The following is a 24,691-nucleotide window of genomic DNA, read 5'->3' as shown; positions in this document are numbered from 1 at the left end:
GATTGCGACACACTTAGCCAGGTTAGAAAAAGTGTGTTGCAATTCTTTAGGTTGATTTGCCACCCTGTTGATTGGAGCGGAGGGCACTCGACTCCTGCGGGATAGAGAGGTCACGGGAGACTTCGCAGGCGCGTATAGCGCCGAGGAGGCTCCCGGACCTCCCCGCGGAAATCAACAGGCCATTTATCAGGGCCAATCCATTATTAAAAAATTGCCGAGAAATATACCCTTTCTCGACAATCTGAGAGAGAATACAAAACTCGTATTCTCTCTTTTATTCCATTATTTAATCCAAGCTCCGTCTTTACCAATTTTATGAGAGCCGATTTTTGTATTAACTGCCATATGACCGTCGCTGTATAGGTAGTACCATTTCTTGGATACTACCACCCAGCCAGTTTTCATTACACCATTACCATCAAGGTAATACCATTTGTTTGAAACTTTTGCCCAGCCAGTTGCCATTTTACCATTTGAGTTTAAGAAGTACCATTTCCCGCTTGTTTTAACCCAGCCAGTTTTCATCGTACCATTGCCGTTAAGGTAGTACCAAGTACCTTTATCCTTCACCCAGCCAGTTGCCATTGCACCATTATCGTTAAGGTAGTACCAAGTACCCTTATCCTTCACCCAGCCAGTTGCCATTGCACCACTTGGTTTTAATAAATACCATTTGTTTTCTGACTTAACCCAGCCAGTTTGCATGACACCATCTTTGCCAAGATAGTACGATATTCCTTTATCGTTAACCCATCCGGTTGCATAATCAGTTGTGGAATTACTTTCAGGTCCAATGTAAAACCATTTACCGTCTTTTGTAACCCATGCAGCAGTAGCGAATGTGACAGAAAACTCAGATTCATTTCCATTATCATCTGATACATAGGCTGGAAGTGCTTCATCATCTTCAGCGATATATCGGAGATCTTGAACAGTCAATAGATTGTCGGTTCCATCATCCTCAATCCAAGGAAAGTCTTCTCCGGCAATTTCCTTAATAATGCGTTTTGCCCAATTTTTATATTTTTCTTTATCTAAATAGGCAACTCCATTTGCAAATCGTAAATCAGTGTCAGTTGAATATTCTTCATCTGATCTTGAATCAAGGGAAACAGTAGTAGCATTTTCCGAAGTAAATTCAATCTTTTTCACTTGGATTTTCCCATTTAAACCAATCAAATTAAAGGTAAAGTTGTTACCCTTTTTTATTGCCTTAATTTCACCTGCATCGGTAAACAAAGTGATACCTGAAATTTCTACACTTTTAGCCGCTGCGGCATGAGAAACATTTGCTGGAAGCACTGCTAAAAGGAAAAGGAATAAAAAGCTTGATAGTGCAATAATTCTTTTCACAATAATCCTCCTTGATGTTATGTATTAAACCTCTGAAACATAAACTAGATTAATAGTCTAAGAATAAGAAGCAATAATATAATTTTACATAATAATACCATTTTCTACAACATTTTCATGCAAAACTCAACAAATTATTTTAAATAATCAGCCGCTCTATTCATTAACGAAGATCTTCTTTGCTTTTTTAGACTTAAATAATGGTCTTTAATCGGCTTCGCTTCTTTTGAACTAAACCCATATTTTTCTAACTCTTTTACAAGGGAGTTGTAAATATAGTAAAAGGAATTATCGGTACTTGCTTCAAGGGTTTTCGCTGCACCGTTATATTTCGAGTAAAAGTAAAAATAGGATGTGTCTTCACTTTTGGACTTCTTTGTTTGATATTCGCTATAGGCATACGATATAAGGGAATTTAACTTTCCATCTGCCTGACCTTCTAAATCCTTGAATGATGGTTGATATTTTTCTAAAATAGAATTAGCTGTTGGTTTCACGTTTTGGCTACGATTCGCTTCGTAACTACCGCTAGAACCCTTTGCTATTCCTGCCTCTGCCGTTTCAGCCGTTTCAGCCGTTTCAGCCGTTTCGTTTACACCTTGCTCCTTAGCTTGTTCACCAGAACCGTCCATGGTATTTTCCTCACCAGGCAACTTCACCTTGTAATCACTTTTTACAATCTCATCAACTTTTGTATCAGCAGTCTTATATTCTTTGATATTAAAAAAATAATAGAGGGTTCCGGCTCCAACTGCTAACACTAACACAAAGATACTCAAGATCATTTTCCACTTTTTCACGTTTGGTCCACCTTTTGTTTTTTCAGTAATATCCTTTCTAGATTATCATATTTTGGTAGTTTTGTTGACAATATATTTATATGTTAAAATAATTTAGCGATGAATTCCGCCAATACTATTTAAAATAGTTTCTAAAAAGGTTATAGTAAATATTATCCATTTACTTGAGTACTAGTTAAATAGATTATTTCTACCAAATAATAAGAAAGAGGTTGAACTATGAAGAAGAAATTAATTCCCTTATTCGCAGCTATATTAACAGCTACCTGCCTCTCCCCGTTGGAGACAAGTAGCCTTGTTGAAGCTAGTGAGCAGCCAACCCTCCAAATGGCGGTCATGAGTGATATACATATTAATCAGGGAAATCCCAATAACAAATTCAAACAAGCTTTAACTGACCTGAAAAATATTGCCCCGGGGTATGACACCATTGCGGTGGTAGGTGATTTTACTGACCGTGGATTCGAAGAAGATTACAAAGCCTTTAACCAAATCCTAGGAGAAAATAAAAACCCTGGAGCCGAGCAATTTATTACCATGGGCAACCACGAATATTTTGAATCAAACGTCGATAAAGCATCTACCGTAACAGATGAAATGATGCAGAAGAGATTTATGGACTACAATGGAGATCCACTATCTACTATTTATTTTGATAAATGGATTAAAGGTTATCATTTTATTAGCCTAGCAGGAGAATTATCGGCAAAAACCTTGTCATTAACCTATGGAAATATCTTTCCCGACGCGAAAGACTGGGCCTATATTTCTGAAGAGCAATATCAATGGTTCGAACGTACGTTGGCTGTTGAGGCAGCAAGCAATAAACCGATTTTTGTTTTTTTACATCAGCCAATTGCCAACACAGTCTACGGAAGTGACAAATGGAATGCCGGTTTTGACAGTAAACGATTATTAACGATCTTAAAAAAATACCCACAAGCCATTCTATTTTCCGGACATTCTCACTATCCATTAAACCATCCGAAAAGTATTTATCAGGATGGATTTACAATGGTCAATACAAGCTCAGTGGAATACACCTGGAATGAGAATGGTCGTATTCCAGGTTTTTCCCAAGGATACCTTGTAAATGTTTACGATGATCGTGTAGAAATGAAGTCAAGAGAATTTAGTGATGGCACATGGATTAAGTCTACAACCATTCCCATCCCATACAAGGAAGCAGCTAAGGACACAGTTAAACCTACCTTTACCGCTAATTCAAACTTAAGGATAAGCAATCTCGGCACGACAACGGTTACCTTGTCATGGGATCAGGGGCAGGATAATACCGCTATTGACCGTTATGTCATTAAAGAATCAGGCAAAACCATCAAAACGGTCTATTCACAATATTGGAAGCCTGAAGAAGTGGTTTCAGCAACCATAAATAATTTAGTTCCACATACGTCCTATACTTACGAGATTTACGCGCTTGACGCCTGGGACAATCTGAGTGCTGACCCAATAAAAATTAACCTTACCACTCAAGGACCAAAGGGCTGGTACCAAAAAGGAGATACTTGGTATTACTATACCAATGAAGGAGCAAAACAAACGGGCTGGCTGTTCGATAAAAACCGCTGGTATTACTTTGATCAAGCAGGAGTGCTACAGACAGGCTGGATTTCCATTAATGGCAAATGGTATTATCTTCAAAAATCAGGAGAAATGATGACCGGCTGGTTTAAGGATGGGACTGTATGGTACTATCTTAACCAAAATGGAGCGATGCAGACGGGCTGGATTTCCCTTGGCAAAAAATGGTACTTCCTTGACTCGCATGGTATCATGAAAATCGGCTGGCTTCGAAACAAGAACAACTGGTACTATCTTGATAATAACGGGGCTATGTATACGGGCTGGCTAGCGAAAGGCAGTCAATGGTACTACCTCAAACCAGATGGTGCCATGGTCAATACTAAGTATTATATCGCCGGCAAGTGGTATTACTTTTCTACAAGTGGCCTTTGGAGAAAATAAGAAAAGTGCAAGAGTCCGTTTAGTGGCGTATGGACTCCTCGAAAAAGCTAACGCTTTTCCTTCGTGCGATGCCAATGCTGCCGAAGCATTCCTTATGGAGCACTTTGACTGAGATAAATGTAAACTCGCCGACTGGCAAGCCGTTAGGCGAAGACAGAGGCGTAGTTGCACTTATGCCTGTTTGGAAATTATACTTTCCTAACGGCTAAAATAAAGCCCCCGCTGTGTGGTAACAGCGGGGGCTGCTTGTTTTATTCCAGTGCACCTTCGACATTTTTAAATTGATTAAAAAACATGTTGTAGTATCTTCCTTTAGCAGCCATTAATTCATCATGGCTTCCTTTTTCGATGATTTGTCCATCATCAATTACCATAATGGTATCAGCATCACGAATAGTATTTAAGCGGTGGGCAATGATAAAGCTCGTGCGATTCTCCATTAGCATGAGTAAGGCTGCTTGAATATGGAGCTCGGTTCTCGTATCAATACTGCTGGTCGCTTCATCTAGAATGAGTAACGATGGTTTCGCTAAAATCACCCGCGCAATCGCTAACAGCTGACGCTCGCCTTGGCTGAGGTTTCCGCCGTTTTCTGAGAGGACCGTGTCATATTGATGGGGCAGCCGGTTAATAAAGCTATCAGCATTCGCCATCCTCGCTGCTTTTTCGACCTCGCCATCGTCGGCATCCGGCTTCCCATACTTGATGTTTTCCTTAATTGTCCCCGAAAACAAATACGTATCTTGAAGCACAAAGCCAAAACAACTTCTTAAGCTGTCTCTCGTATAAGCACGAATATCGCGGCCATCTAAGAGGATTCTCCCCTCGGTCACATCGTAGAATCGCGTCAGGAGATTAACGATCGTTGTTTTTCCCGCCCCCGTTGGACCAACCAAGGCCGTGCTGCTGCCAATCATCGCCTCAAAACTGACATTCTTTAAAATTGGAACATCTGAACGGTAACCAAAGCTGACATTTTCAAAGACAACATGTCCTTTAGGGTTTTCTAAGGCAACCGCATTGGTTGGATCCGCCAGCTCTTCTTGTTCATCGATAATTTCAAAGACGCGCTCTGCCCCAGCAACACCTGATTGGAGGATATTAAAAATATTGGCGAGATCATTAAGTGGTCTGACAAACTGCCTAGAATAGGTGATAAAGCTGGCAATTGCTCCAACCGTGATTAAGCTCTTGACTGCAAGAATGCCACCAATGACGGCCACAATGGCAAAGCCGAGATTATTAATCACATTCATAATCGGCATGAGGAAACCAGACCAAATTTGCGCCTTAAGGCCGACCGCGCGGAGTCTTGTATTGACAATATCAAACTCCGCAATCACCTTTTCCTCATGATTAAAGGCTTTGACTACTTCAATTCCAGAAATGGTTTCCTCAATATGGCCATTCAATTTACCTAGCTCAACTTGTTGATTTTTAAAAAAGACGCTCGTTTTTTTCGCAATTGTCCGGGTCAGCAAGAAGACGAGCGGCACGGTAACTAAGCTTGCCACTGTTAACACAGGGCTTAAAATTACCATCATGATTAACGAACCGACAATGACCATTAACCCTGACATCAGCTGTGTGGTCGACTGGGAAATCGTGTTACTGACATTATCGACATCGTTCGTCAACCTGCTCATTAATTCTCCGTGGGTACGAGAATCAAAAAAGGCAACCGGCAGCCCTTGGAGCTTTTTAAAAAGGGCATCCCGTAGGCTTTTGACAATGCGCTGGGCAACTCCGGCCATTAACCAGCCCTGAAAAAAAGTGAGCACGGCATCACCGACATAAGCGAATATCAGAATGACAATCATCACTTCTAGAAAATTGAAATCAACTTTTCCGTTATGAAGACTCATCGCATCTACGGCTTTTCCGATCAAGAACGGGGCAAGAAGCATAAGTGCTGAATCAAGTAGAATAAAGAAAAAGATTAGTGAGAGCATCTTTCTCTCTTTGCCAAAATAGTTCCACAGACGTTTCAATGTTCCCTTAAAGTTTTTCGGTTTCACAACCGGGCCGCGAAGTCGGTGAGCGCCACCAGGTCTTAATGGAGGGGGAGTTGAAGGATTATTTTCTGTCTGTTCTGTTCCCTTTGACAAATTACAGCACCTCCTTGCCGATCTGCGATTGATAAATTTCCTGGTAAACGGTACACTCCGTTAATAAATCCTGATGTGTTCCAAATCCGACCACTTCCCCTTGGTCAAGGACAAGAATTTTGTCGGCATCGATAATCGAAGTAATCCGCTGGGCGATTAATAGACAGGTGAGGCCCGTGGCATACTTCTTCAAGGCTGCTTTTATTTGGGCCTCCGTTGCCACATCAATCGCACTTGTACTATCGTCCAAGATTAAGATTTCCGGCCTTTTCACTAAGGCCCTAGCTATCGCAATCCGCTGTTTCTGTCCACCGGAAAAATTAACGCCCCCCTGGCCAATTCTTGTTTGATAGCCTTCAGGAGAAGCAGTAATAAAATCATGGGCGCAAGCATGGGTTGCTGCAGCTTCGACTTCTTCTTGCGGGGCATCCTCTTTGCCCCACTGAATATTTTCCGCCACAGTACCAGTAAACAACACATTTTTCTGCGGTACAAAGGCAATTTTCTCCCGTAATCTTTTCGGATTAACATGTTTAATATCTTCGCCATCTACTTTAATGGTTCCGCTCGTGACATCGTAAAAACGGGGAATCAGACCAACTAAGCTGCTTTTCCCTGAGCCGGTTGAACCGATGATGCCGACCGTTTCGCCAGGCAGGATGGTAAGGGTAATATTTTTTAACACCGCTTCACCCATTGTCCCTTCATAGGAAAAGGAAACATGCTCAAAATCAATTCTGCCTTTTTCCAGGTGAGACGGCCTTACTGTCTCATTTTTCCAAGAAAGGCTATCTTCCTGTAAAAATACCTCGTCAATTCTTCCTGCCGAGGCTTTTGCTCTGACAAACATATTAAAAACCATCGAAATCATCATCAGCGAAAATAAAATTTGCGTCATATAATTGGTAAAGGCAATGATATGACCGACCTGAATTTTCCCGGTGTCGACCCCTAAGCCGCCTATCCAAAGAACTACGACGATACCAAGGTTTACGGTCAACATTATTGCCGGGCTGAAAGTCGCCATGAGGCGGCCCGCTGCGATTGATTGGTCCTTAAAATGATCATTCGCCTTGGTAAACTTGCCTATCTCAACATCGAAGCGATTAAACGCCTTAACGACACGAACACCTGATAAATACTCACGCATTACACTGTTTACCCAGTCCAATGCCCTTTGCACCTTAGCAAATAGCGGAAAGCCTAAGCGTAAATTAACAATAATTAACAAGGTAACAATCGGCACAACTACAGCCAGTACCACGGATAAATGGAGGTTGAGGCGCGCCGCCATGATTAAGCCGCCTATCGCTAACAGGGGAGCCTTAACGAAAATCCTCATCAGTCCATTGACGAAGACTTGCACTTGGGTGACGTCATTCGTCAGCCGGGTGATTAACGACGCGCGGTCAAACTTATTGAGGTTTTTAAAGGAGAGAGTTTGAATTTTTTTGAATAAATCCGATCGTAATTCTGTGCCGAAATTCTGTGAAACAATGCTTGCCATAACACTTCTTGTTGAGGCACTCATCGCCCCAAATGCCGTTATCAGCAACATCAAGCCGCCCATTTTCAACACATAATTGATATCCTTATTGGCAACACCTTCATCGATAATTTTCGCCATAATCGTTGGCTGCAGCAAATCACTGATCGCCTCGAAGGTGAGAAATAAGACCGCAATGCTGAAAGACTTCCAATATTTCTTAATGTATTTTGCTAAAAATTTCATGATTCCACCCCAGCATTTCGAACCTCGTAATAAACTTATTATAATTTTGTTTTCCTCGATTAACAAAAGAATTGAACTGTGAATGCGGCGGATTTAGAATAATCCATGAGTTGAAAAAAAACCAAAAAAGGGTCCACAAATTAATCATGGACCACTAGTAGCTATTATTACTCCTGGACAGGGCTAAATTCATGGACCCACACGCGCATTTGCGGTAGCCACGGCATACCCGGATGGTAGGAAAGAATGGATTGCTTATAATCCTCCACTGTTTCAAAGCCCTCGCGGCGGACATCAGCATCGGTAAGCTCACCTAGGCTTTGCGAATACACCTTTTCAACTACAAACTGGTTCCCTTCAAGGGTCATGATTTCACCTGGGTCGGCATATCTGCCATTCCGACGTGTCGCTGTTTTTTCTCCAGCCAGTACTTTCTTTACATCCGCTTCCATCGTCACTAACCGTTCAATGGAACAGGTTTTTGGCGGTAAAGCATTATTTTCATTTTGAGTCATCCATTTATCCTCCTTTTTCCAATTCACCTACCTATATTAACACTATCCTTAACTTAATAAAAGCAACTGGCTTAATAGAGGAAAGTTCCTACCATTCACATAAGGAACCGACGAAAAACATATCGTACATTAATTTTCTACCATGCAACAGCGCAAAAAAAGACCAAAATCGGTCTTTTCTGTGGAAAAGGGGCGGAGCGCCGCAAAAATGAATCACTTTAACCAGATAAAGTGAAATACCCATTTCACAAGACAAAATATGTGAAGTCTAACTCTGCTCTCACCGCCTTTATTAGGTGACTACGCCTTGTTCTCTAAATTTATTTTCAGGATAGGGTTGGGAGTTGAGGCTCATGATAGTTTTTTATCCATTTAAATCTCTTTTTTGATAAAACACATAGGTTACATATGAAAGAACGGTAATCCAAACAACAGATATGACAACGAAAGTGACGTCCAACCCGCTGCCAACCATGACATTTTTCGCCTCAAAATATTTAAAAGGGGTTAAGTATTTTAAGGGTTCCATATTCTCATTCAAATCAATCGTAACCGATAACATATAGGTAAGCAAAAGGATTCCTGTTGCAAGGGACGCCGCTGTCTTTGGTTTCTTTTTTACAGCAGCAAGGGCGCTACCGATAACCATAAACAAGACCTGCAAAATGAACATTCCCGCCATTAAAATAGCGATCTCACCACTGACATCCTCACCATGGCTGTAATGTCCCATGAGGATGATCGAAGAAACGAGAGTTACAAGATTAAAGATGACGATATTTACAGATGCAGCTAATAATTTTGCCGTAATGACGGTAGTTCTTGATACTGGCTTTACGAATAAAAACTCAGACGTTTTGTCCCGCTCTTCTTTGGCAATAATCGTTGCTCCAAGCATGGCCGCATGGATGGTGGCCATCAATAACAAATATAAGAAAAGCATACCATAATACCCACTAGCCTTCGATAGATCCAAGTCGCTGAACCCCAAGACAGCTCTTAGTGATTTTGGAATATCGGCCATCATCTCATTGATTGATTGGCCCGATGAAGAATAGGCTTCAAATTTCGCCATTCCTGAGACCACCATGAGGAAGACACCAATGCTCCAAAAGATGAGCGATTTTCGATGTGACTTCAATTCTTTTAAAAATATATTCATGACCAAATCCCTCCAATTAGCAAGCTATACAGCATGGATATCCTTTTTTGTATATACGAAATAACTCGCCACAATTGCAAGAATAATAATGATGGCCCCAGCAATTAAAAAGGAGGACTCGTAGCTTGCATGCTTCATAATATAGGCGGTGTCAAAATATTTAAACGGCGATATATATCGTTTTGCTTCCTCACCAGACGTACTGCTAAGCATCCCTAAAAAGTAAAATGCAAACACGGTTCCGAGTGACACGGTCAGCACCGATTTTAGCTTCGAAACGATAACAGAAATGATCAATCCTAACGCTAGAAAAATTAGCTGAACAAAGAACAAAGTGAGAGAAAGCATGATAAATAGTTTAAAGCTAAAGTCTTCTGTCTTTACTTGAAAAGCCATGATGCTGGCAGCAGCTAAATAAACGATATTCGTCAAGACGATGGCGGTGAGTACCGCCAATAGTTTGGATGTCAAAATTCTCGTCCGGGTAACAGGCTTTGTTAACAGAAAATCCGCTGTTTTTTCACGGACTTCCTTGCTGACAATGGAAGTCCCAAGGTTCATCGCCTGAATGGCACCACAAAGTGTAATAAACGATAAAGGGAAGCAATAGAAGCCTAGAATCGTAAAGAATCCTCCCAGATTTATTCCTATTGCATTTCTAATCGCCTCTGGATACCCTTCAAGTATTTTTGTGAATTCCTCTGCATCATGCGCAAAAGAAGGATACAATGACAGATAAAAGACCACGATCAGGGTTAACGAAATCGACCATATGATTGTCGATTTCCGATAGGCCCTTAATTCATGCAAAAATATATTCATAGCTTCTTAGGCCTCCTTTTCATAATAATGCATAAAGATCTCCTCAAGGTCTGGCTCTTCAATCCACAGGTTGGCAATTTCTATATCAGCGATTTTTTTCATTACTGTGTTGATATTACCCCGAAATAAAAAGCTAGTTATGTTATCATTCACCTCTAATTTATTGACTCCGCTGATTTGGAAGTAATCCTTTTCTAACGGTGCTTTCGTTTCAATTTTTAACTTTTTATAGTTGTTTTCTTTTAATGTACTAATTTTTTCAACGGTAACGATTTTACCTTCTTTAATGATGGCGACGCGATTACACAGTCTTTGTACCTCGCTGAGAATGTGTGATGAAAATAAAATCGTCGCACCTTTTTTGTTCTCTTCTTCTAAGATGTCAAAGAATTTTTGCTGCATCAGTGGGTCGAGCCCACTCGTCGGTTCATCTAATATGATCAGCTTTGGTTCATGAAGCAGTCCTTGCACAATCCCGACCTTCTTTTTGTTTCCTAACGAGAGGTCATCGATTTTTTTATTGAGATCCAAGTCCATAATCTCCGCCAATTCTTTGATTCGCTTAGTGCAATCCTTTTTATAAAAACTAGCTGAGTATTTTAATAGGTCTTTCACTTTCATATTGTCATAGTAAAAGACTTCAGACGGCAAATAGCCAATTTCCTTTTTAATTTCCGGAGCAAATTGAATGCAGTCTTTTCCAAAAATCGTCGCGCTACCGCTCGTTGGATAGATAAGGGATAGCAGTGTACGAATGGTAGTTGATTTACCAGCACCATTTGGACCGATGAAGCCAAAAATTTCGCCTTGTTCGACGTTAAAGCTAATGTCGGTGATTCCTCTGGCCTTTCCGTAAGTTTTGGTTAGATTTTTTATTTCAATCACATTCATCTTGATAGCCCCCCTCATTTATAAAAAGTTTTCATTAATATCTCAAAATACTCTTCTGCCTCAAGAAATATTTTTTCATAATCAATTTCATGTGTTGGTGATAGCTTTGCCTTAAAAAGCTCTTCTTCACTCATTTTTTCAAAGGTCCAAGTGATAATCTTTAAGACCTTTTTGATATCCATGTCATCTCGGAATTTTGAAAAATCGATACCCTCGTAAACTTTTCCGATATTGATACTGTTCAGTTCCTTAATCTTTTTTTCTACATCCGCTTTAACTTCCGTTGAATCCTCCAAATAAGCTTCTTCAATAAACTTGAAGAGGTCTGGATATGTTGTGAGTAGTTCCATTTTAATCAAAACCGCTTGCTGAATTCTTGTGAAAAAGTCCTTTTCCGTTAAGTCGATTCTTTGATAAAACTGTTCGGAAATGAGCCTATAACAATAGTCAAACAAAAATAGAAACATTTGCTTTTTATTGCCGAAATAATGGAACAACAACCCCTTTGAAATACCAGCCTCTTTCACGATTTCATTGGTCGAGGCATTATCATATCCTTTCTGGGCAAATTCCTTAATGGCGGCATTGATGATTCGGTCTTGTTTTTCCTGATCTAGGTTGAGAAATTTCGAAAACACTGTGGCAGTCCTCCTTTTAAAGTCGTTGACCACACCAGTCAATAGAATCATTATACTCCCGTTGACTCCCCCGGTCAATGGTGGTCAATCTATATTTTTTACAAAAATATGAAATTTATAGTACGACTTTTCGGAATGTGCTACGATGCATGATGAAGGTACTATTTTTACGGAGGTGAAGGACCATTAATGTTAAAAACAGGGATGCATCATTGAAATTAGAAGGTTTAATCGTTTCTCAAAATCGACTGTCTGCAGGCCATCCAAGCTTGCCTGTCTTAGCCGCTATGCAAGCTTCAGTAGAGGCTGGAATCGGAGGCGAGGAAAGGGTCGCAGAGATTTTCCGGAAGCAGTCATTTCCATTCGATAACCACATTTTTCACGATTTATCTCCCTCATCAGATGTAAAGTTTCAAATGGACACTTATGTGATGACACCTTGGTATGGTGTTGTTTTAGAGGTAAAAAATATTGGAGGTGTCCTTGAGTTTAAGGACAATCCTCCTCAGTTACTTCGTACCAGGGACGACGGGCACAAAGATGGCTTTGAAAGTCCTGTTGTCCAATTGGAACGAAATTGCGAATTATTGACTGATTGGCTTAGAAGTCGGAACATCCATCTCCCTATTTATGGGGCCATTGTGCTGGCCTATCCGAAGCAAATTGTTGCGGTTCCCCCTGCAAAAACCAAGCTTTTATATCCATACTTGATTCCCTCTTTTATTAAAAGCATCCCACAAAAAGCAAAAAAATTAGATAATGAAACGTTCAATTGGCTATCTGCTGAGCTCCTTAATAGTCATCAGCGTTTTATTCCAAAACCAATTTGTGAGACATATGATTTACCTTTTGGGGACTTTCAAACAGGGGTAAGGTGTGATGGGTGCGGTAGGTTAGGGATGATTAAGATTGTTAGGACTTGGGTTTGTCCTTTTTGCCAAGCAACAGACCGCTTGGCCCATCAAAAAACTTTGTTGGAGTGGTTTTTGGTTTTTAAACGGACGATTACGAATAGTGAGTGCAGGGAGTTTCTGCATATTGATGATATTCAAGTCGCAAAACGTATTTTACAAAGTATGAATTGGCAATGCCAAGGAACATTTAGAAACCGGACCTATTTAATGGACTTCAATAACACTACTCCTTGGCAAAAAAATGCGAAATTTGTTATCCGACAGTAATTCCGTTCTATCCGACAGTAATTCAGCTCTATCCGACAGTTATGCGGCTCTATACGACAGTTATACTGCCTTATCCGACAGTAACACAGTTCTTTACGACAGTTACCTTGCTATCCGACAGTTATGCGGTTCTATCCGACAGTAATTCTGTTCTATCCGACAGTAACTAAGGCTCATACGACAGTAACCACTTTCCATGATAACGATTTCCCGAAAAACGTGTAACCAACTTCTCATAATGTTATGATATTTATGAACAAAAACCAAAAAGGGGAGTGTAATAAAAAGTGAAAAATGAACTCATTGAAAGATTTACTTCCTATGTAAAAGTGGACACGCAGTCTGATGAAAGCAGCGAAACCTGTCCATCAACAGAAGGGCAGTGGACACTGCTCCGTATGCTGGTCGAGGAATTAGAAACGATTGGTATGGAAGAGGTAGCGATCGACGAGAATGGCTATGTGATGGCAACCTTGCCGTCCAATACCGAAAAACAAGTACCCACCATCGGCTTCCTCGCCCATGTAGATACAGCGACGGATTTTACCGGTACAAATGTCAATCCGCAAATCGTTGAAAACTACGATGGCGAAGAAATTGTTTTAAATAAATCCCTAAAGGTTGTCATGTCACCAAAGGACTTCCCAAGCCTTCCAGAATACAAAGGCCACACCTTAATCACAACCGACGGCACGACCCTACTTGGAGCCGATAACAAAGCTGGCGTCACCGAAATCATGACCGCGATGGCTTACTTGATTAACCATCCAGAAATCAAGCACGGTAAGGTCCGCGTTGCGTTCACCCCGGATGAGGAAATTGGCAGAGGTCCACATAAGTTCGACGTTGCGGCCTTCAATGCCAACTATGCTTATACCGTGGACGGTGGTCCGCTCGGGGAGTTAGAATACGAAAGCTTCAACGCAGCGGCAGCGAAAATTACAATTAAAGGTACCAATATTCATCCTGGCTCAGCCAAGGACAAAATGGTCAACTCAATGAAAATTGCGATGGAATTACATAGCAAACTGCCAGCTGGCGAGGCACCTGAACATACCGAAGGGTACGAAGGCTTCTTCCATCTGCTATCCTTCAACGGCGATGTAGAACAAACAAAACTAAACTATATTATCAGAGACCATGACAGAGAAAACTTCCATGCGAGAAAAACGACAATTGAAAACATTGTCAACGAATTCAAGGGGAAATACGGCAGTGATAGCATCCTGCTCGAATTGAACGACCAATATTACAACATGGGTGAAAAAATCAAACCGGTAATGGAAATTGTCGATATCGCTCACGAGGCGATGGTGAGCTTGGACATCAAGCCAATTATTAAGCCAATCCGCGGCGGCACTGATGGCTCACAGCTTTCTTATATGGGGCTGCCAACTCCCAATATTTTTACCGGCGGCGAAAACTTCCACGGCAAGTACGAATTTATTTCTGTCGATAATATGATCAAAGCAACAAATACCGTTATTGAAATCATTAAACTTACAGAACAAAAGGCTTAATTTTTCAAAAAAGAAAGCTAACCCTAATCGAATCACGGGTTAGCTTTTTCAAATATATAGAGCTGCGGCACATTGCTTAAGACTAGCAACAGTCTCTTTCAGCTGAGCATTCAGTTGATCCACAGGCCATTTGCCATCGTTAGCCTGTAAGTCTTTTTGAATAAGTAAGATCATCCAAATCGAGAAAACAGCTGAGAACAAATGATATTCCTTCATAAACACAGCTTCATCGATTTCCAGATTAACGTGGTCAAGATAGTATCTCAAAACGCTCTCCCGAAACTTGCTCGTTATTTCCTTTGGAAAAAGGGGATGGGACATGTCAATAATATGATATAAATCCCAGTATGGTGTATTTAAATGGGAATGTTCCCAGTCCAAAATCATCAGCTTATTATTCACAATTGCATAATTCCCCAAATGCAAATCTCCATGCGACAAAACCAATTTCTTTGAAAATACAAATCTATCAAGCAGTGAGTAAATATGTTGAATGTGCCGCTCTTCGATTTGTAAAACTGGCAGTAACCGAAGAAATTCATCCTTCTTCAAGCAAATATCGGCGGCAATTTCCTCGACCCGTGGTTTCAACCCTGCTAATGGAACATCCCTAAATTTTTCAACTGGAAGGGAATGCCACCAAGCTGTCCACTTGATTACACCAAAAACACTTTTCTCATTAAAATCATGTGAAAGCTGGCCAAGGTCCTCAAGAATCATCCAATTCAATTCCGGATCTTCACTAATCATGTAGGAGATTATTTTAGGAAAAATAGCTGGGAATAAGGAGAGAATATGCTCATGGACCCATACTTCTTTTCCTAATTGACCATCATTCGTTAATGGTTTAAAAATATAGCTTTCCGAAGGGGATAAATAGAATCTTTCTACCCATCTTCCATTTATCCCTTTATAGAGGGTTTCTCTTTTTAAGATTAACCCGTCATTTAACATACCGCTGGCAAGGACAATATTTTGTGGCAGCGCCATAGACGACCCACCTATTCAGATAAAATTCGATTCCACAGTTTCCCATTAACATTCATCACAAATTACCCTACATCTAAATTCTCCACTTCGTCCTTTAGCTGTCTTTTCGGCAAAACTCCCATGGAGCTCGGTAGGGGATACAATTCCGACAATCTTTTCACCCGTCCATCGGCAGCTTTAAAAACAATATGGTCACGCGTGAATTTCCGCGGTGTATCGATGCCACAAGCAGCTGCCAGGGCAAAAAGACCTTGGCGGACATTGATAATATAATTCATCACACGCCATTTCTTTTCCTCGGGCACAAGCGCTTCTTGGTATTTAGGATCGGTTGTCGTTACACCTGCCGGACATTTACCCGTATGACATTGCATCGCCATTATACAGCCATTGGCAATCATAAAGCCGCGGGCAGAGTTGACCGCATCGGCTCCAATCCCAAGGGCAATCGCAATTTTATCGGCAGATATTAGTTTTCCTGAAGCAAAAATCTTTATTTTGTCGCGAACACCAAACAGACAGGCTTTATCAACAACAGCAATTAAGGCTGGAAAAAGCGGGAGTCCCATGCTGTCCGCCATTGATTTAAAGGTTGCACCCGTGCCGCCTTCACCGCCATCAACGGTGATAAAATCCGGATAGATTTGCAGTTGATTCATGGCCTCAAAAAACTCATCGAGATTCGCATGATAGCCGACGACAATTTTAATACCTACAGGTTTTCCACCCTCAGCTTGTAGGATTTTGATAAACTGCAAGGTTTCATAAGAGTTATGCAAAAATGGAAAGCGGTTCGGCGAATTGATCGTTTGGCCTACGGGTACTTTACGTATGCTTGCCACTTTTGGCGTGACCTTCGTTCCTTCGAGATGGCCACCGCGGATTTTTGCCCCTTGGCCAAATTTGAGTTCAAATGCTTTTATATTTGCTGCTTCTGCCTTCAATTTAAATTCTGCAAGCGAAAAATTCCCATCCGGATCACGGTAGCCAAATAAGCCAGGTCCAATTTGGGCGACAATATCGGCACCGCTTTCTAAATGTTCCGGCGCGATTCCGCCTTCCCCGGTATTAATCCAGGAACCGCCAGCCATACTGCTGCCATGGCCTGTGGAAAGAATATAGTGCTCGCCAACCGCCCCATAAGATGTTGCTGATGCACCGAAGGGTCCGCAAAGTCTCCAAGGGATATCACGTTCAGGGCCAACGACGATGGCATCTTCTTCAGGATAGAGCCAGCGTGTAACCTCATCCTTTTCAAGGTGTTCACGTCGAGTAAACAATCCCTCATGGTCAATTTTGTATTTCATCGCATGAATTTTTTCTTGATTGTCGACCTTTAATTCTTCATTTAAAAGCGGAAATAAACCATTAGCAATATAATAGCCTGGTTTTTCAAAGTCACGTTTGGAGCCAAAACTTAACAGGTCGCTGCGATATTTGGCAGAAAAGACAATTCCCAAAAAGTCCGCACGCGAAAAGGGACCGCTGCCATTATCGCTATCAAACCAATATTGCCTGAGCTCAGGACCCATTTTTTCTAACAGGTAGCGCATCCAGCCCAAATACGGATGTGCTCGGATAATCGAATGCTGTGGTTTTTTCGCCAAAGAATGGAGCCAAAGAAACAAACAAATCGGGCCCCCGATAAAAACAATCAATAAAATAATCAAAACCGTCAATAACAAATTCATATCCCCCCTTATTGGGTGTCAGGCACCATCCTGCTAAACTAGGAAGCTTATTAATAATATATATAATGTGTAAATGTATTTAATCCTAATTTTAGCACAAGGAGTAAATCCGCTCCAACTTTTGGTGCATGATCCTTAATTCCGAAACCTGTCTAAAATACTAAAAAACTCACTTAGAAACTCATAAAAAAGCCTTTCTGTTGGCAGCAGTTCACGTTCACTTGGAATAATAACCCCGACGGTCCGGGTGACATCGGGCTCAGTAATAGGGATTTTTACCGTTGAACGGGGGTAGCTGTCAATTAACGTGATTTCAGGAATAAGGGTCACACCAAGGCCGGCGGAGACCAAGCCTTTAATCGCATCAATATCCTCACCCTCAAAGGACACTTGTGGATGAAAGCCTATCTGCTCGCAAGCATTGACAATGATTTCACGTAAAATATACCCCTTAGGGAATAGGATAAATGAATCCTCCCGTAATTCACTTAATTTTAAAATGCGTTTTTCGGCAAGAGGGTGACCGGAAGGCAGCAAGGCAACGATATTTTCTGTAAATAACGTTTTTCCTTTAATCTTTTTTTCCTTCTTAGGCACCGGACCAAGAAGCGCTAAGTTAAATTCCCCTTTCACGACACCATCGATTAACGACAGGTAGGAACCCTGGTTCAGCTGGAATTTTACATGGGGATAGCGCTCACGAAAGGCGGAAATGGCCGTTGGCAAGGTGTAGGCTGCCAGACTGCTTGGGAAGCCAATTCGAATCGTTCCTTTCTCGGGATCTAAATATTCCTCCACTTCTCGTTTTGCATTGTCAATTAGCTTCATCGCTTGTTCCATTTGCTCTAAAAACATAGATCCAATTGGTGTCAGCTTCACATTCCGCCCTTCACGAATAAACAAACTTACTCCTAATTCAGCTTCCAAATTAAAAATCTGCCTGCTCACTGCCGACTGAGCAACATGCAAGATGTGAGCAGCCTCAGTCACATGCTCTCTTTTTGCGACCTCAATAAAATATTGAATCTGTCTTAACTCCAACACCTACCACTCCTTTTCTCAGCTTATGTGAATGGATGTTTCCATCACAAATGCGGAAATTTCAATCGATGAACCGCCTAAAGGGCCGACCGTTAGCTCATTTTCTTTATTCATCTAATAATGGCATTAATCTTATCTATTTTTCATATTGTTTAGATTATTTATTAATAATAGAATAAAACGATAATTATAGGAAGAATATTCAATTAATATATATTTTTTTTAAAGGGGTGAATTCCATGCAAACAATTGAGGAAGTAAAACTATCTGGAACTACAGCAGCAAGGGATTATGTGAATAAAGTTTTCGAAACTGTGAAAAATCGCAACGCTTTCGAAACTGAATTTCATCAGGCGGTGAAAGAAATCTTTGATTCCCTTGTGCCCGTTTTTGCGAAACACCCAAAATATATTGAACAAGGGATTCTTGAAAGGATTGTCGAACCAGAAAGAGTCATTACATTTCGGGTTCCCTGGGTGGATGATTGTGGCAGGGTTCAAGTAAATCGCGGATTCCGTGTCCAGTTCAACAGTGCAATCGGTCCTTATAAAGGTGGTTTACGTTTCCACCCATCCGTGAATGCCAGCATTATTAAATTTTTAGGTTTTGAACAAATTTTCAAAAACTCTTTAACTGGACAGCCAATTGGCGGCGGAAAAGGGGGTTCTGACTTTGATCCGAAGGAAAGGTCGGATGGCGAAATCATGAGCTTCTGCCAAAGCTTCATGAGCGAGCTTTATCGCCATATTGGACCAGATGTCGATGTTCCAGCAGGGGATATCGGGGTCGGGGCAAGAGAAATCGGCTATATGTTTGGGATGTATAAAAAACTTCGCGGCGGCTTTGAAGCAGGGGTGTTTACCGGCAAAGGATTGGGATATGGTGGCAGCTTAGCACGTACGGAAGCGACAGGCTATGGCACGGTTTATTTTGTCCGCGAAATGTTAAAAGACAAAGGACTGAGCTTTTGCGGCAGTACGGTCGTTGTTTCCGGCTCCGGTAATGTGTCCATTTATGCCATGGAAAAAGCAGTGCAGTTCGGTGCCAAGGTTGTTGCCTGCAGTGATTCCAATGGTTATATCTATGATGATAATGGCATTAATTTAGAGACCATTAAACAAATTAAAGAAGTCGAGCGAAAAAGAATCAGCGAGTATGTGAAATACCACCCACATGCTCAATATTTCGATGGATGCTCTGGGATTTGGTCAATTCCGTGTGACATCGCCTTACCTTGTGCAACCCAAAATGAAATTGATGAAACTGCGGCAAAAATTCTTGTTGCAAACGGCGTTAAAGCGATCGGAGAAGGCGCAAACATGCCTTCCACATTAGCAGCCGTCGATGTATTCCTCAACAGCGAGGTGCTGTTTGGCCCGGGTAAAGCCGCTAATGCCGGTGGTGTAGCAGTATCGGCCTTAGAAATGGCGCAAAACAGTGCACGCCTTTCATGGACGTTTGAGGAAGTTGATGCCAAACTGCACCAAATCATGATTAACATTTATCAAAACAGTGTGAAGGCTGCCGAAGAATACGGCTTCGCAGGTAACTTGGTTGTCGGCGCCAACATCGCCGGGTTCACTAAAGTTGCTGACGCGATGCTAGCGCAGGGTGTGATTTAAAAATCTCCTTCTAGGGAGATTTTTTTATTTCCTTCGACCACGGTCTGCATGTTTTCCTTGTCGACTGGTTACATTAACATTGGTTCAATTATCAAGGAGGTTTAGCGATATGGATAACAAAGACACCCATGCATTTGTCGAAAAGCTGCAGGAAGATCAGGAAAAGGCCGAGAAAAACAAAGAACGCCACGGCAAAGGTAATCCAAGCGGGAAATTACCGAATCATAGGCATTAATCATTGTAGAGAAACAAGCCATGACACAAGCCATGGCTTGTTTTTTTTTATTTAAACTTGGTTACTAGTAAGCTGCTAATCTAGTTTTTTATCATTGTTCTATATATCGTTACATTTGTATTTTTTGTCGAACGAAATCTCTTTCTTAATAATTCATGTCGAGATAACATGGAAATGTACAAGCTATTTTATGACTTTTGCACTATTTTGTTAAATTTCTCTATTGGATTTTTCCAAGATATTAGGGGGTGATAGAAGGAGTGGATATTTTTTTAATAAAGGGAAGCGTTGAAATATAACCTTATCATTGGACACTTTGGTTATATGGAGCTAGTAGTGTAACCGGCCTTCTTTGGTATTATTTATTATTTCTAGGAGGAAGAAGGAATGTTAAGAAAATTACAGAAAACACTTGTCATGTTGTTAGCGCTGTTACTATCAGGATTGGTCCCTGCCATATCTGCGATTGCTGCCGGCATTGAATTAGTTGATTCATCTCCAGAATTTGAAGCAGCTCCTGATAAGGTTATTAAGGTTTACCCAGGAGAGAAGGTGGATTTTAAAATTAAGTTAGCCTATACAGGCGGAAATCAAAAAAATACCTCCGGGACAATACATGTTGACACCAAATACTATATCGGCTATCCAGAAAACCCTGTTCCTCCAAAGGGTACAAAGGATATTCCATATTCAGGGGAAACACTTTCTACTGTTGTAGATGGTGCTCAAATTTTTGTTAATGCAAATGTAGCACCCGGAACTTACAACGTCCCAATTCAAATAAAAATTAATGATAATAAACCAGGCACAGGAAATTCGCTTGTAAATGATACAGTTGATAAATTAACTGTAGAGGTGTTAGGGGAAAAAGTTAAGCCTGTTGTCAGCATTACCAAGCCAACCGAAGGGAAATTCTATCAATCCAGCCAGTTATCGTCCAGCCCGGAATTTACCGTTGAAGATCAAAGTACTTATAGAACAGAGATAATTGGATGGGATACTAAAACTGAAGGCGAACATACCGTTACAGTTAAAGCCATTGATAAATATGATAATGTAGGACAAGCATCCGTCACATATTATATTGACAATACAAAACCAGAGATTCATTCTGTATTGGTTGATGGCGGGGTCTATAACACTGACTCTTTAAAAGATATTGTGAAGAGTTATTATTCGATTCAAGAACCGAACTTACAAATTTCCACCACTCCTGATCTTGACCTGACTGTTGGATCTCATACGGTTAAAATTACTGCTCTGGATAAAGCGGGGAATTTTTCTGAAAAATTGATTAACTATGTTATTGATAATGATGCACCAACGATTTCCTTTAAATTTAATGATGGCGGTTTTTATACATCAGATACTTTCCGTACATTTAACCCTTACTATGAAGTAAAGGATGACAACTTAGACAATTCCACGATTAACGCTTCCACACCAGTCTTAACTGAAGGGACACAATCAGTAACAGTTAGTGCATCTGATAAAGCAAATAATCATAGCACCGCCACTGCAAATTATATCATCGATGATACCGCTCCAAAGGTTACCATAAACTTGGAGAATGGCAAATATTATAATGCAAGTTCTTTAAGCAAAATCGGACAGCTTTATACAGCAACAGATACTAATATATCAACAGTAATCCCTACCGGCTTCGGAACAACTGATGGCCACTATTATGCTTCGGTAAGGGCCGTTGATAAAGCTGGTAATGCGACCGAAAAAGATGTTGAGTACTATGTTGATACTACAGATCCTGTTATTACTATTGATTCTGATAAAATCGCAAATGGCGGCTTCTATAAATCTAGCTATTTACAGGAACTTACCAATTTTTACACCGTGGAAGATTTAAACAAGGATAAGGTCGATGTAAGTCCATTTGACTTAACAGAGGGAAGTCACACACTAACCATTATGGCTACAGATAAAGCAGGAAATTCAAAAACTGAAACCATTACTTACACTGTCGATAATACAGCCCCAACAATATCGTTTAATTTAACACAAAATGGTTTCTATCATTCTAAAAATCTACCAGAAAACTATTACACTACTTCCGATAACAACCAAGTAGTAAGTGTTGTTCAATCTGCCTATGATAAATCTGAGGGGACCCATGAGCTAACCGTTACGGCAATGGATGCTGCCGGAAATAGGACGACAGCAACAATTAAGTACACAGTCGATAATATTGCACCAGTGGTTTCAATTGAAAAACCAAAGGCGGGCGGATATTATAAATCAGCGGATTTACCAGATGATAAGCCAATTTATTCCATAGACGAGAAAAATCCATACGATTTTAATATCATCGGCTATAACAAAAAAGATGAATCGGAGCATACCGTAACGATTGTCGCCACGGATGCGGCCGGTAACGTCGGAACTGCTTCTGTAACGTATACAGTTGACAATACGAAGCCAACAATCACCACCGTATTAACGAATGGCGGGTACTATAATGCTGATACCCTGAAACAATTAGGTCAGTATTACACTGTACAAGATACTAATCTCGATCCTAAAAGCGTTAAGGCCAGTGATTTAATCTACACAGAGGGTAAACATACGGCAAAAATTTCTGCAGTTGACAAGGCCGGCAATGAAGCCGAAAAAACGATTGAGTACACTGTCGATAATACCAAGCCTGTCATCACATTTAAGTTTGACGACAATGGTTTCTATACTTCTGAGAAATTTAAGACATTTGCTCCTTACTTTACCATTGATGACGAAAACCTTGATGAAAACACAGTGGACTTTAACGGTCTTGGTTTTACAGAAATGAAACACGAGTTATCGGTCAGTGCGGCTGATAAAGCTGGAAACAGTAACAGCGCCAAAGCAAGCTATACGATTGATGATACCGCACCAGAAGTTTCGCTTACTTTAGAAACAGGTAAATATTATAACCTTGCTGCGTTAGAGAAACTTGGACAATACTGGACAGCAAATGATACGAACCTATTTGATGTGCAGCATACCCCATTAGCGACATCCGACGGCACTTATACAGCTACAGTCACAGCTGTCGATAAAGCTGGGAATAGTACATCTAAATCTGTCGAATACCATTTAGATAACACACCTCCAGTCATAAATATTGATGAAACGAAGCTCAAAGATGGCGGCTTCTATAATGCAGTTTATCTGAAAGGGTTAACGGCAAAACCTTATACTGTTACAGAAGTTAACCCAGTTACTGACAATGCAAGTGACTTGAAATTCGATGAAGGAACTTACGCCTATACCGTCACTGCTACTGATAAGGCCGGTAATACGACAACCAAAACAATTTCGTATACGGTTGACAACACAGCGCCAACCATTTCATTGAAATTAACCGAGAGTAGTATTTATACCTCTCAATTTCTCTATGAAATAGGTCAGTACTACAGTGCCTCCGATAACAATAACGATCTTACGGTTAGTGCCGATCCATTAATAATGGGTGAAGATGGAACCTATACTTTAAGAGTGACGGCCACTGATAAGGCTGGTAATCGTTCTTCTGTATCTATCACTTATACAGTGGATGATACGAAACCAGCAGTAAAGTTCTATTTAACCAATGGTAAGCACTATACAACAAAAGCATTAACCGAGGCCCTAACTGGACCTAAGACCTACTATGGTGTAACCGATGAACATCTAATTGATGTCAAAGCCGATGAGCTGCAAACCGGTGAAGGCGTTCATAAATTAACCGTCACCGCTAAAGACGCTGCCGGTAACACAACTGTTTCGACTATTACGTACACAGTTGATAACACCGCCCCAGTCATCGTCGGCCTGCATGGTTTAAAGGACGGCCAGCGCTTCTTAGTTGGACAGGAAGTCGAGGTCATTCCTATAGTAACTGATAAGCTGGATTCAAACCCTAACTTACAGTTTGCGCAAAAGCTTGATACCGCTAAAGCTGGGGTTCATACCGTAACAGTAACAGCAACCGATCAAGCAGGCAATACAAGTACTTTCAAATATTCCTACCATGTTTACGACTTCAGCGGGGTTCAACAACCGATAGAAGCCAACGGAACAAGCACATTTAAAAAGAATAGTACAATTCCTGTAAAGTTCGAAATTTACGACGGTATAAAACAGGTGAATGATGCCATCGCAACCATTCAATTAGTTAAGATTACTGATCAGATAAGCGGAGTTCCTTTCGATGGTATATCGACATCTGCAGCCTCCGAAGGAAACCTGTTCCGCTCAAATGGCCAGTATATCTTTAACCTTGGAACAAGGACATTAGACGAAGGCCAATATAAAGCTATCATCACGATTTTACTTGATGGTAAAAAGGTTACAAAGGAATCTCCTGCCTTCTACATTAGAAAGTAATCACAAAGAACCCCGCCTTTTAATTGACAGACGGGGTTCTTTTTT

General features: G+C 40.9%; 19 protein-coding genes and 1 riboswitch. Of the genes, 7 read left to right on the top strand and 12 right to left on the bottom strand.

The window, feature by feature from the left end; translation table 11 throughout:
* Positions 1–282: 282 nt before the first annotated feature.
* Positions 283–1,353, bottom strand: coding sequence for a hypothetical protein (locus M5A78_RS24795; protein WP_319942269.1), 1,071 nt, complete (start codon positions 1,351–1,353; stop codon positions 283–285).
* Positions 1,354–1,487: 134 nt separating this feature from the next.
* Positions 1,488–2,153, bottom strand: a complete 666-nt coding sequence (locus M5A78_RS09605; protein ID WP_248735050.1) for a hypothetical protein — start codon at positions 2,151–2,153, stop codon at positions 1,488–1,490.
* 219 nt (positions 2,154–2,372) lie between these two features.
* On the opposite strand from M5A78_RS09605, the gene M5A78_RS09600 reads away from it, so the two are divergent.
* Positions 2,373–4,139: a metallophosphoesterase gene (locus tag M5A78_RS09600; RefSeq protein ID WP_248735049.1), complete on the top strand. Its 1,767-nt coding sequence runs from the start codon at positions 2,373–2,375 to the stop codon at positions 4,137–4,139.
* Between the two features lie 29 nt (positions 4,140–4,168).
* Positions 4,169–4,348, top strand: coding sequence for a hypothetical protein (locus M5A78_RS09595; protein WP_248735048.1), 180 nt, complete (start codon positions 4,169–4,171; stop codon positions 4,346–4,348).
* Between the two features lie 42 nt (positions 4,349–4,390).
* On the opposite strand, the gene M5A78_RS09590 is transcribed toward M5A78_RS09595, so the two are convergent.
* The 7 genes from M5A78_RS09590 to M5A78_RS09560 all read right to left on the bottom strand — a co-directional run bounded on the left by M5A78_RS09590 (position 4,391) and on the right by M5A78_RS09560 (position 12,007).
* On the bottom strand, positions 4,391–6,247 hold the full coding sequence (locus M5A78_RS09590; RefSeq protein ID WP_248735047.1) for an ABC transporter ATP-binding protein: 1,857 nt from the start codon (positions 6,245–6,247) through the stop codon (positions 4,391–4,393).
* Between the two features lies 1 nt (position 6,248).
* A complete protein-coding gene (locus M5A78_RS09585) occupies positions 6,249–7,979 on the bottom strand; it encodes an ABC transporter ATP-binding protein (protein ID WP_248735046.1) in 1,731 nt (576 codons plus the stop codon).
* A gap of 167 nt (positions 7,980–8,146) precedes the next feature.
* A complete protein-coding gene (locus M5A78_RS09580; protein WP_248735045.1) occupies positions 8,147–8,494 on the bottom strand; it encodes an ASCH domain-containing protein in 348 nt (115 codons plus the stop codon).
* Between the two features lie 364 nt (positions 8,495–8,858).
* Positions 8,859–9,656 (bottom strand): ABC transporter permease subunit, encoded by a 798-nt coding sequence (locus M5A78_RS09575; protein WP_248735044.1) that lies wholly within the window; start codon positions 9,654–9,656, stop codon positions 8,859–8,861.
* Positions 9,657–9,680: 24 nt separating this feature from the next.
* Positions 9,681–10,478: an ABC transporter permease subunit gene (locus tag M5A78_RS09570; RefSeq protein WP_248735043.1), complete on the bottom strand. Its 798-nt coding sequence runs from the start codon at positions 10,476–10,478 to the stop codon at positions 9,681–9,683.
* A gap of 6 nt (positions 10,479–10,484) precedes the next feature.
* Positions 10,485–11,369 carry an ABC transporter ATP-binding protein gene (locus tag M5A78_RS09565; protein WP_248735042.1) on the bottom strand — a complete coding sequence of 295 codons (885 nt, stop codon included), beginning with the start codon at positions 11,367–11,369 and terminating at the stop codon, positions 10,485–10,487.
* A 14-nt stretch (positions 11,370–11,383) separates the two neighbouring features.
* The gene (locus M5A78_RS09560) at positions 11,384–12,007 is read right to left on the bottom strand and encodes a TetR/AcrR family transcriptional regulator (protein WP_248735041.1); all 624 of its coding nucleotides are present in this window, start codon (positions 12,005–12,007) and stop codon (positions 11,384–11,386) included.
* A 212-nt stretch (positions 12,008–12,219) separates the two neighbouring features.
* Here M5A78_RS09560 and M5A78_RS09555 point away from each other — a divergent pair, with 212 nt between their 5' ends.
* Both M5A78_RS09555 and pepT read left to right on the top strand, forming a co-directional pair.
* Positions 12,220–13,188 carry a nuclease-related domain-containing protein gene (locus tag M5A78_RS09555; RefSeq protein ID WP_248735040.1) on the top strand — a complete coding sequence of 323 codons (969 nt, stop codon included), beginning with the start codon at positions 12,220–12,222 and terminating at the stop codon, positions 13,186–13,188.
* Between the two features lie 287 nt (positions 13,189–13,475).
* Positions 13,476–14,708, top strand: a complete 1,233-nt coding sequence (pepT, locus tag M5A78_RS09550) for a peptidase T (protein WP_248735039.1) — start codon at positions 13,476–13,478, stop codon at positions 14,706–14,708.
* A 48-nt stretch (positions 14,709–14,756) separates the two neighbouring features.
* Here pepT and M5A78_RS09545 read toward each other — a convergent pair whose 3' ends face one another.
* The 3 genes from M5A78_RS09545 to M5A78_RS09535 form a co-directional block, all read right to left on the bottom strand.
* The gene (locus tag M5A78_RS09545; protein ID WP_248735038.1) at positions 14,757–15,698 is read right to left on the bottom strand and encodes a phosphotransferase; all 942 of its coding nucleotides are present in this window, start codon (positions 15,696–15,698) and stop codon (positions 14,757–14,759) included.
* Positions 15,699–15,760: 62 nt separating this feature from the next.
* Complete coding sequence (locus tag M5A78_RS09540; protein WP_248735037.1) at positions 15,761–17,389, bottom strand: FMN-binding glutamate synthase family protein; 1,629 nt, start codon at positions 17,387–17,389, stop codon at positions 15,761–15,763.
* 135 nt (positions 17,390–17,524) lie between these two features.
* Positions 17,525–18,430: a LysR family transcriptional regulator gene (locus tag M5A78_RS09535; protein ID WP_248735036.1), complete on the bottom strand. Its 906-nt coding sequence runs from the start codon at positions 18,428–18,430 to the stop codon at positions 17,525–17,527.
* A gap of 239 nt (positions 18,431–18,669) precedes the next feature.
* Here M5A78_RS09535 and gdhA point away from each other — a divergent pair, with 239 nt between their 5' ends.
* The 3 genes from gdhA (at position 18,670) to M5A78_RS09520 (ending at position 24,646) form a co-directional block, all read left to right on the top strand.
* Entirely contained in the window at positions 18,670–20,052 is a 1,383-nt protein-coding gene (gene gdhA / locus M5A78_RS09530) for an NADP-specific glutamate dehydrogenase (RefSeq protein ID WP_248735035.1), read from the top strand.
* 109 nt (positions 20,053–20,161) lie between these two features.
* Positions 20,162–20,287 carry a DUF4023 domain-containing protein gene (locus M5A78_RS09525; protein ID WP_248735034.1) on the top strand — a complete coding sequence of 42 codons (126 nt, stop codon included), beginning with the start codon at positions 20,162–20,164 and terminating at the stop codon, positions 20,285–20,287.
* A gap of 272 nt (positions 20,288–20,559) precedes the next feature.
* A riboswitch (cyclic di-GMP riboswitch) is annotated at positions 20,560–20,644 on the top strand.
* Positions 20,645–20,674: 30 nt separating this feature from the next.
* Positions 20,675–24,646, top strand: a complete 3,972-nt coding sequence (locus M5A78_RS09520; protein WP_248735033.1) for an Ig-like domain-containing protein — start codon at positions 20,675–20,677, stop codon at positions 24,644–24,646.
* Positions 24,647–24,691 lie beyond the last annotated feature (45 nt).

The organism is Neobacillus rhizosphaerae (assembly GCF_937468385.1).
GTDB classification, from domain to species: Bacteria; Bacillota; Bacilli; order Bacillales; family Cytobacillaceae; genus Neobacillus; species Neobacillus rhizosphaerae.
The sequence above is the reverse complement of the archived record's forward strand: the minus strand, read 5'-3'. Positions and strand labels throughout refer to the sequence as shown.

What these genes read in the sequence shown, in the direction of transcription:
- M5A78_RS09600 (WP_248735049.1), top strand. Translation starts at nt 2,373, where the DNA reads ATGAAGAAGAAATTAATTCCCTTATTCGCAGCTATATTAACAGCTACC.
- M5A78_RS09595 (WP_248735048.1), top strand. Translation starts at nt 4,169, where the DNA reads ATGGACTCCTCGAAAAAGCTAACGCTTTTCCTTCGTGCGATGCCAATG.
- M5A78_RS09585 (WP_248735046.1), bottom strand. Translation starts at nt 7,979, where the DNA reads ATGAAATTTTTAGCAAAATACATTAAGAAATATTGGAAGTCTTTCAGC.
- M5A78_RS09580 (WP_248735045.1), bottom strand. Translation starts at nt 8,494, where the DNA reads ATGACTCAAAATGAAAATAATGCTTTACCGCCAAAAACCTGTTCCATT.
- M5A78_RS09575 (WP_248735044.1), bottom strand. Translation starts at nt 9,656, where the DNA reads ATGAATATATTTTTAAAAGAATTGAAGTCACATCGAAAATCGCTCATC.
- M5A78_RS09570 (WP_248735043.1), bottom strand. Translation starts at nt 10,478, where the DNA reads ATGAATATATTTTTGCATGAATTAAGGGCCTATCGGAAATCGACAATC.
- M5A78_RS09565 (WP_248735042.1), bottom strand. Translation starts at nt 11,369, where the DNA reads ATGAATGTGATTGAAATAAAAAATCTAACCAAAACTTACGGAAAGGCC.
- M5A78_RS09545 (WP_248735038.1), bottom strand. Translation starts at nt 15,698, where the DNA reads ATGGCGCTGCCACAAAATATTGTCCTTGCCAGCGGTATGTTAAATGAC.
- M5A78_RS09540 (WP_248735037.1), bottom strand. Translation starts at nt 17,389, where the DNA reads ATGAATTTGTTATTGACGGTTTTGATTATTTTATTGATTGTTTTTATC.
- gdhA (WP_248735035.1), top strand. Translation starts at nt 18,670, where the DNA reads ATGCAAACAATTGAGGAAGTAAAACTATCTGGAACTACAGCAGCAAGG.
- M5A78_RS09525 (WP_248735034.1), top strand. Translation starts at nt 20,162, where the DNA reads ATGGATAACAAAGACACCCATGCATTTGTCGAAAAGCTGCAGGAAGAT.
- M5A78_RS09520 (WP_248735033.1), top strand. Translation starts at nt 20,675, where the DNA reads ATGTTAAGAAAATTACAGAAAACACTTGTCATGTTGTTAGCGCTGTTA.